The sequence below is a fragment of the Streptomyces sp. PU-14G genome, assembly GCF_041028275.1.
Taxonomy (GTDB): domain Bacteria; phylum Actinomycetota; class Actinomycetes; order Streptomycetales; family Streptomycetaceae; genus Streptomyces.
Map to the genome: position 1 here is coordinate 1 of NZ_JASKYT010000346.1, position 7,711 is coordinate 7,711.

Annotated in this window: 8 protein-coding genes; 3 read left to right on the forward strand and 5 right to left on the reverse strand. The window is 71.5% G+C overall.

Going from position 1 to position 7,711, the window contains the following annotated elements:
- The first annotated feature begins 225 nt into the window (after window positions 1–225).
- Complete coding sequence (locus AB8Z75_RS28245) at window positions 226–1,134, forward strand: polysaccharide deacetylase family protein (protein ID WP_369206847.1); 909 nt, start codon at window positions 226–228, stop codon at window positions 1,132–1,134.
- 120 nt (window positions 1,135–1,254) lie between these two features.
- On the opposite strand, the gene AB8Z75_RS28250 is transcribed toward AB8Z75_RS28245, so the two are convergent.
- From AB8Z75_RS28250 to AB8Z75_RS28260, 3 genes are all read right to left on the reverse strand, one after another.
- A complete protein-coding gene (locus AB8Z75_RS28250) occupies window positions 1,255–2,532 on the reverse strand; it encodes a glycoside hydrolase family 18 protein (RefSeq protein ID WP_369206849.1) in 1,278 nt (425 codons plus the stop codon).
- A gap of 142 nt (window positions 2,533–2,674) precedes the next feature.
- Window positions 2,675–3,652: a hypothetical protein gene (locus tag AB8Z75_RS28255; RefSeq protein ID WP_369206851.1), complete on the reverse strand. Its 978-nt coding sequence runs from the start codon at window positions 3,650–3,652 to the stop codon at window positions 2,675–2,677.
- A gap of 184 nt (window positions 3,653–3,836) precedes the next feature.
- Window positions 3,837–4,055, reverse strand: a complete 219-nt coding sequence (locus AB8Z75_RS28260; protein ID WP_369206853.1) for a hypothetical protein — start codon at window positions 4,053–4,055, stop codon at window positions 3,837–3,839.
- A gap of 159 nt (window positions 4,056–4,214) precedes the next feature.
- Here AB8Z75_RS28260 and AB8Z75_RS28265 point away from each other — a divergent pair, with 159 nt between their 5' ends.
- Entirely contained in the window at window positions 4,215–5,000 is a 786-nt protein-coding gene (locus AB8Z75_RS28265; protein ID WP_369206861.1) for a helix-turn-helix domain-containing protein, read from the forward strand.
- Window positions 4,997–5,245: a DUF397 domain-containing protein gene (locus AB8Z75_RS28270; protein ID WP_369206855.1), complete on the forward strand. Its 249-nt coding sequence runs from the start codon at window positions 4,997–4,999 to the stop codon at window positions 5,243–5,245. The genes AB8Z75_RS28265 and AB8Z75_RS28270 overlap by 4 nt, the downstream gene beginning before the upstream one ends.
- 87 nt (window positions 5,246–5,332) lie before the next feature.
- Here AB8Z75_RS28270 and AB8Z75_RS28275 read toward each other — a convergent pair whose 3' ends face one another.
- A complete protein-coding gene (locus AB8Z75_RS28275) occupies window positions 5,333–6,058 on the reverse strand; it encodes a LuxR C-terminal-related transcriptional regulator (protein ID WP_369206857.1) in 726 nt (241 codons plus the stop codon).
- Window positions 6,055–7,404, reverse strand: a complete 1,350-nt coding sequence (locus tag AB8Z75_RS28280; RefSeq protein WP_369206859.1) for a PspC domain-containing protein — start codon at window positions 7,402–7,404, stop codon at window positions 6,055–6,057. The genes AB8Z75_RS28275 and AB8Z75_RS28280 overlap by 4 nt, the downstream gene beginning before the upstream one ends.
- Window positions 7,405–7,711: the final 307 nt, after the last annotated feature.

A 7,711-nucleotide genomic window follows, 5' to 3' on the forward strand; every position in this document is an offset into this window, starting at 1 on the left:
TGCCCGGGCCCCGGGCCCCAGGCAGGCGCCCGGGTGCTCGCCCGTCTGCCCGCCAGGCGCGCGCCCGCGCTCGCCGCGCGCTCGCCGCTTGTCCGCCGCGCGCTCGCCCGTCCGGGCGGCCGTCCGGCGTACGGCCGCCTCCGTGGCGTCGGCCGTTCGGGCGGACTCGCGAGGTCCGCGCGCCGGGTCACAGATGACGCGGCGCGCCGGTGCTACGCAGGGGATATGCGATCTGATTGTCATATCTTCACGCGACGGGGTCTGCTGTACACCGGCCTCGGCGTCGGCACCGCGGCGCTGACGGGTGTCGCTGCCGGTGCGTTCGCATTGCACGAGTCCGGACGGAGCGGGCACGTCGCCGCCGCGGCGAAACATCCGGCCGACCCGACGCGCCCGGCCGGCGGGGGCGCGGGCGCGGGCACGCGACCGGTACGCGGCCTGCCGCACACGGAACACGCGGCCGGCGACAGTTACCGGCTGCGCCCGCTCGCCGGGGAGACGTCGATGGGTGCTCCGAGCGCGCACCCGCCCGTGCGTACCCAGGCGGAGATGACGCTGCCCGGCACCCACGGCCGCCGCGTCCTCGCGCTCACGTTCGACGACGGGCCGCACCCCGTCCACACCCCGGCCCTGCTGGAGGTGTTGCGGCGGCACGGCGTGCAGGCCACGTTCTTCGTCGTCGGTGAGAACGCCGCCGTCTTCCCCGAGCTGCTGCACGACATCGCAGCGGACGGCCACGTCGTCGGCAACCACTCCTACAGCCACCGCCAGCTGACGCGGCTGCGCACCGAGGACATCGAGAGCGAACTCTCCCGCACCAGCGATCTCATCGACCGCGTGCTCGGCCTCCCGCCCACCTGGTGCCGCGCCCCCTACGGCGACTGGCACGCCCCCTCGCTGAAGATCTGCGCCCGCCTGGGCATGGAACCGATGGGCTGGTCCCTCGACACCCGCGACTGGTCACGCCCCGGCACGGCCACCATCGTGCGCGCCGTCCTCGACCAGGTCGCCCCCGGCGCCATCGTCCTGCAGCACGACGGCGGCGGCCCGCGCGACCAGACCGTGCAGGCCGTCGACCGCTACCTGCCCGTCCTGCTGGAGCAGGGCTACACCTGCGTACGCCCCGAGGCGTGAGCCCCCGCGCCGCCCTCGGGAGGCGCACCGAGGCCCCGCGCAAGCGCGCCGCCCTCGGGAGGCGCACCGAGGCCCCGCGCAACCGCGCCGCGGGGCCTCGGTGGCGAAGGGCGGTTCCGCCTACCGGATGGCCTTGATCAGCTCTCCGTCCGGGGTGTCGCCGCTCAGCTCCCAGACGAAGGTGCCGCCCAGGTTCTGCTTCTCGACCCAGTCGACCTTGCCACGGAGGGTCTCCGGGGTGTCGTAGCTCCACCACTGGTCGCCGCAGTGCGCGTAGGCGGTACCCCCGACCTTGCCGGTGGCAGGGCAGCGGGTCTTGAGCACCTCGTAGTCCTCGATGCCCTGCTCGTAGGTGCCGGGAGCCGGGCCCGTCGCCGTCCCGCCGGGTTCCGACTGCGTCACCCCGCTCCAGCCACGGCCGTAGAAGCCGAGCCCCATCAGCACCTTCTCCCGGGGTACTCCGCCCATGACGAGCATCGCGACGGCCGCCGCGCTGCTGTACGACTCCTTGGGGATGCCGTCGTAGTCGTCCAGCGGCGAGTGCGGTGCCGTGGGTCCCTGCTGGTCGAAGGCGCCGAAGTAGTCGTAGGTCATCGGCAGGTACCAGTCGACGTACTGCGCCGCCGACGTGTAGTCGGTGGCCTGCATCTTCCCGTCCTTGGAGCCGTCCCCGGTGATGGCCGCGGTCACCAGCTTGTCGCCGAACTTGCCCCGCAGCGCCTTCATCAGGTTGGTGAAGGCGTCCCGGCCGCTGGTGTCGCATCCGAGGCCGCAGGCGTTCGGGTACTCCCAGTCGATGTCGATGCCGTCGAAGACGCCCTTCCAGCGCGGGTCGGTGACCAGGTTGTAGCAGGACTCGGCGAAGGCCTGAGGGTTCTTGGCCGCCTCGGTGAAGCCCTTGGACCAGCTCCAGCCCCCGAAGGACCACAGCACCTTCAGGTTCGGGTGCTTCTTCTTGAGCTTCAGCAACTGGTTGAAGTTGCCGCGCAGCGGCTGGTCCCAGGTGTCGGCCTGGCCGTCGACGCTCTGCTCGGCGGTGTACGTCTTCTCGTAGTCGGCGTAACTGTCACCCACGGTGCACTTGCCGCCCTGCACGTTGCCGAAGGCGTAGTTGATGTGGGTCAGCCTGTCCGCCGAACCGGATGTCTCGATGTCCTTGACGTGGTAATCGCGCTGGTAGACGCCCCAGTTGGTGAAGTATCCGACGTTCTTGCCCGCTGCCGACGAGTCCGCGGCAGCGGCCAGTTCCGGCCGCTTGCCGTCCTCGCCGGACGTGGTGTCGACGGTGATCAGGGTCACGGCCACGGCCGCCGCGCACAGCGCGGCGATCACGGCGATGAGGCCGCGGCGGGATCCCCGGTCGTCTGAGAAGTCCTGTCTGCTGTCAGATCCGATCATGGTCACCTCGCGTAGGGGGTGCGGAAAGGTGCCCGTCGTCCGCTCGGACGGACGAAGAAGGACCGGAGCAGTCCAGCGACGTTCAGAACACTCTCAGCACCGCGGGCACCGCCCCCAGACACGGGCGGGCCCACGCTTCGGTTCATTCCACGGCCGCGGGCAGGCCGTCTGCGGTGAGTGCCGCGCGGGCGGCGCGGGCGGCGCGGACCGCGCGTGCTGCGCGTGCTGCGCGGAAGGTGCGGAGGCCGGTCCCTGGCGCAGGTGCGGGCGTCGCCGTGGCTGCTGCCGTCGTGCGGCAGGCGGGGCACCGGTCCTCGTCGCCGACGGGGGTGAACAGCAGCGGCTGGGTGTGTGGGCCCGCGCACTCCCGCATGCGCGACACGCGCGGCGGCGCTTGGGTGGTGGGCGACGTGGCGAGGGGCTCGGGCAGGGTGTGCTCCAGCCGCCACCGGAGCGCCCCGAGCGGGGAGCGGGCCCGCTCCAGTCCCGCCGTGAGCGCCGTGCGGACGTCGTCGGTGCCCAGGCCGCACTCCAGCCAGCGCGCTGCGAGGGGTGCCCAGCGCCGGGCCTTGCGGGCGGACATCGCCAGGTACGGCGCGGTCCGGGGGAGGGAGAGCAGGAGCGCTTCGGCACGGGCGCAGATCTCGGTGCCGAGTCGGGGCGCCGCGGCTTCGGTGGCTTCGGTTGCGGCGGGAGGGTGGGAGGTGTTCCCTACGGGTGTTTTACGGGGTTGAGGGGCGGCGGGCCGACGGGTCGGTACACCGGTGGCCGGTACGGCGGCTGTCGGTTGGGCGGCGGGCTGGACGGCGACGCGGGCTTCGTCGGGTGACAGGGGGGTGTTGGCGACGAGCTGGACGGTCTGCCAGCGCCCGTGCTCGTTCTGGTGCCGCCACTCGAACAGGTAGCGTTCGGCTCGGAGTTGCCGCTTCGCGTTCTGGAAGGCGACCTTGCCGATTCCGGCGCGCTCTGCCGTCTTCCACAGCGGTTCGTCGGCGCCCTCGGGAAGGGAAAGCTGCCAGGCCAGGAGCCGTACCGCGGTCGCGGACAGGCGGGGGTGGCGGATGATGTCGTTCGGCAATTGGGAGAAGAAGCGCGAGGGCGCGCTAACATGCCTGTGCATCCCAGGGTCCTCCTGTAGACCTTGGTGGTGAAGGCCCTCGACCGGTGCGCTAACACCGTCGGGGGCCGCCTCATGTGTGGCACATGGGGCGAGCTAATACGCGGCAGAGTACACCGGCTGTGGGTAGTTGGCGACGGACGGTTACGGGACGTGAGCCTCTACGGAGAGTTCCGGCGGTCGCCGCTCACGGGAGCCTGCTCTGCCGGTTCAGATCGGTGACCCGTGCGCGCAACTCCTCGATGACCCGCGCGGCACGGATCGCGTCCGGCGGCACGTCCCACTCGCAACCACCACCGGGTGGCCGCATCTGTACGTACGGCCCCTCGCAGCCCATCACTTGACCGATCCGGCCCGTCCGCGTATCGACCGCGAAGGCGCCCGCAGGGGGAATCTCGCTGTTCATGACGCACAGCGTGCTGGCCACGCCGTACGGTTCGAAGTAACGGAGCAGGTACGGACGGTGAGTGTGCCCGGGGTGTCCCCGCCCTCGGGCGTACTGGCTCAGGAGGCGAGCCGGTTGGCCAACGGCAGCAGCAGGAACGGCAACGGCGACGACCGCCCCATGGCATGGCGTTACGCCGGAGACCAGATGAAACGCTGGCGCGAGGCGGCCGGTATCTCGCGCCAGGCCCTGGCGCAGGAGGCCGGCTACGGCTACGACGCCATCAAGGGCATGGAACGCGGAGTGCGCAAGGCGCAGGCCCATGTGCTGCGCATCGCTGACGATATGTGCGGCGCGCAGGGCAAGCTGGCGGCTGCGGTGGAGTTCCTCCGCCCGGAACCGTTCCCGTCGTACTCGCAGGACTTCATGCAGGCGGAGAGCGAGGCGGTGGCCGTCAGTTGGTACGAGACTGAGTTCATCCCTGGCCTGTTGCAAGTCGAGGAGATCGTCCTTGCGATGCTTAACGCTCATTGTCCGCCGCTGGATGACGAAACCATCGAGGAGCGCACGAAGGGTCGGCTGGCACGGCAGACGCTGCTGGACAAGCAGACCAAGGCATTCAGTTTCGTCATCTCCGAGACGGCCCTACGCGACCAAGTAGGCGACATGGCCGCATGCAAACGACAGTTGAACCATCTGCTGCATGTGGGGCGTCGGCGGAACGTCACCATCCAGGTCATGCCTTATGGGCGAGGACCGCACCCCGGGCGGTTGGGCCCCTTCGTGCTGCTGGAGACCCCTGATCACGAGTATCTCGGGTATGAGGAGGGGCAAACCACGGGCGTCCTGTATTCAGATGGAGAGAAGATCAGTACGCTCCGGCAGCGCCATGAAATGATCCTGCGGCTGGCTCTCAACCCCGGGGAGTCGTCAGCCTTCATCAGCGAGTTGGCGGAGGAGCTATGAGTACCGAGCTGGCGTGGTTCAAGTCGAGCTACAGCAACACGGAAGGGGGCGCCTGCGTCGAGGCCGCTGTCTCGTGGCGTAAGTCGAGCTACAGCAACACGGATGGCGGCAACTGCGTCGAGGTAGCCGCCTGCCCCCACACCATCCACGTCCGGGACTCCAAGCAGCACCTCACGGGTCCCCAGGTCACCTTCACCGCTGACGCCTGGTCGGCGTTCGTCGCCGACATGCGCTCTGCCGCTTAGCAGGTCATCAGCGCTCGGATTCCACACGCCGGTCGCTGGGCTCGAATTCGCCTGCCGGAGGCGCCGACGCCGGCGCCGAAAAGAGCCTCACACCAGCCGCCGTGCCGTCGCCCACCGGGTCAGCTCGTGGCGGTTGGACAGCTGGAGTTTGCGCAGCACCGCCGAGACGTGGGACTCGACCGTCTTGACGGAGATGAACAGCTGCTTGGCCACCTCCTTGTAGGCGTAGCCGCGCGCGATCAGCCGCAGCACCTCGCGTTCGCGCTGGGTGAGGCGGTCCATGTCCTCGTCGACCGGCGGGGCGTCGGTGGAGGCGAAGGCGTCGAGGACGAAGCCGGCCAGCCGCGGGGAGAAGACCGCGTCGCCGTCCGCGACACGGAAGATGGCGCCGACCAGGTCACCGCCCGTGATGGTCTTGGTGACGTAGCCGCGCGCGCCGCCGCGGATGACGCCGATGACGTCCTCGGCGGCGTCGGAGACCGACAGGGCGAGGAAGCGGACGGGCTGGTCGGGATCGCCCATCAGCGGAGCGCAGCGGCGCAGCACCTCGACGCCGCCGCCGCCGGGCAGGTGGACGTCGAGCAGGACCACGTCGGGACGGGTGGCCTCGATGACCGTCATCGCCTGGTCGACGTCGCCCGCCTCGCCCACGACGTCGACGCCCGTCTCGTCGGTGCGGCCGATCTCCGCCTGCACGCCCGCGCGGAACATGCGGTGGTCGTCCACGAGGACGACCCGGGCCCGGCGGCCCCCTCCCGCATCCGTGCTCCGCTGCTCGTCCGCCGCGCTCGTCTCGTTCGGTCCGTCCGTCACGACTCCGCCGCCCTCTCCATCTCCAGCTCGACCTCGGTCCCCTCGCCCGGTGCGGTGCGCAGCCGCGCCGTGCCGCCGTTGCGGCGCATCCGGCCGATGATGGACTCGCGTACGCCCATCCTGTCCGATGGCACGGTGTCCGGGTCGAAGCCCGGACCGCGGTCCCGCACGGAGATGAAGACGGTACGCCCCTCCACCTCGGCGAAGACCTGCACGGCGCCGCCCTCGCCACCGTACTTGGCGGCGTTGACCATCGCCTCGCGCGCGGCCTGGAGCTGCGCGCCCAGCGCCTCGTCGAGAGGGCAGTCGCCGACGCAGACGACCTCGACGGGGACCCCGTGGTGGTCCTCGACCTCGGCGGCGGCGGCCTTGACCCCCTCGGCCAGCGTCGTGGGCTCGTCCTCCTCCTCGACGGGCCGTGTCCTGCCGGACGCGTCCGTGGGCTTGTACAGCCAGGCGCGCAGCTCGCGTTCCTGGGCGCGGGCCAGGCGGGCGACCTCGCGGGGCTTGTCGGAGTTGCGCTGGATGAGGGTGAGCGTGTGCAGCACGGAGTCGTGGACGTGCGCGGCGACCTCGGCCCGCTCCTGGGCGCGGATACGCATCAGCCGTTCCTCGGAGAGGTCCTGCACCATCCGCACCAGATACGGGCCCGCCATCAGGGCGATGCCGACCAGCACCGCCAGCGCCGCCTGCAGCACGGAGCCCAGGTGGCTGACCGAACCCTGCACGACGACGATGCCGGTCACCCCGGCGGCGACCAGCGCGACCCCGGCCGCGCTGCGGGCCAGCGGCAGCAGCCTGGCGCGCCGCCCGACCTCGACCCAGTGGGCGCGGCGGGAGTTGTCGGCCTGCCGCCACACCAGGGCGACGCCGACCCCGATGAGGGCGACCGGCCACAGGTAGGTGTTGGCCGCGCCGAACTGGAGGTTGTCCACGGTGACGAAAAGGGCGACGACCAGCGCCAGTACGGCGATGAGCTGGCCCTTGTCCGGCTTGTGGAACAGCCGGCGCCGCAATCCGTGCCGGTCGGTGACCGCCTCGGACAGGCCCGCGGCACCGGTGCGGTGCCCCGCGCCGACGCCGCCGGTGCCGAGCGGGACGACGAACCAGAACGCCGCGTACAGCAGCACCCCGAGCCCGTTGGCGAGGGCGAGCGCGATGAAGACGATCCGCACCCAGGAGACCGGCAGCGCCAGATGCCCCGCCAGACCGCGCGCCACGCCGCCCAGCATCCGCCCCTCCGCACTGCGGTAGAGCTTGCGCTGGGGCGGCTCTTCGGCGGACGGATCCGCAGCCGTGTGCGCCTGCGGGGGCGCGTCCACGGTGGGGGAGGCGGGCGCTGTCATGCTCCGATCGTCACACGCCCGGCGCGCCGGGACATCAGGGTCGGCCCCTGAGGCAGCCCCGAGGCGGCCTCCAGGACGGCGTGCGGGAGCCCTCGCGGATCTCAGGGATCGCTCCGGGTAGGGCCCCGATGCCTGGCCGCGCCCGGGGCGCCACCATGGGCGTATGAGCGAGGACGAGCAGCGCGGGGAACGCGTCGTGCGCGGCGCGGACCGCACGCGGCGCGGAGCGGAGGAGGGGACGCCCCCGGGCGCGGGGACGCCTTCCGGCGAGGAGGCGTCCTCCGGCGTGGGGGCGTCGTCCGGGGAG

Bases quoted from the DNA above. Each gene is read 5' to 3' on its own strand.
- AB8Z75_RS28245 (WP_369206847.1), top strand. From the start codon at position 226: ATGCGATCTGATTGTCATATCTTCACGCGACGGGGTCTGCTGTACACC.
- AB8Z75_RS28250 (WP_369206849.1), bottom strand. From the start codon at position 2,532: ATGATCGGATCTGACAGCAGACAGGACTTCTCAGACGACCGGGGATCC.
- AB8Z75_RS28255 (WP_369206851.1), bottom strand. From the start codon at position 3,652: ATGCACAGGCATGTTAGCGCGCCCTCGCGCTTCTTCTCCCAATTGCCG.
- AB8Z75_RS28260 (WP_369206853.1), bottom strand. From the start codon at position 4,055: ATGAACAGCGAGATTCCCCCTGCGGGCGCCTTCGCGGTCGATACGCGG.
- AB8Z75_RS28265 (WP_369206861.1), top strand. From the start codon at position 4,215: ATGGCATGGCGTTACGCCGGAGACCAGATGAAACGCTGGCGCGAGGCG.
- AB8Z75_RS28270 (WP_369206855.1), top strand. From the start codon at position 4,997: ATGAGTACCGAGCTGGCGTGGTTCAAGTCGAGCTACAGCAACACGGAA.
- AB8Z75_RS28280 (WP_369206859.1), bottom strand. From the start codon at position 7,404: ATGACAGCGCCCGCCTCCCCCACCGTGGACGCGCCCCCGCAGGCGCAC.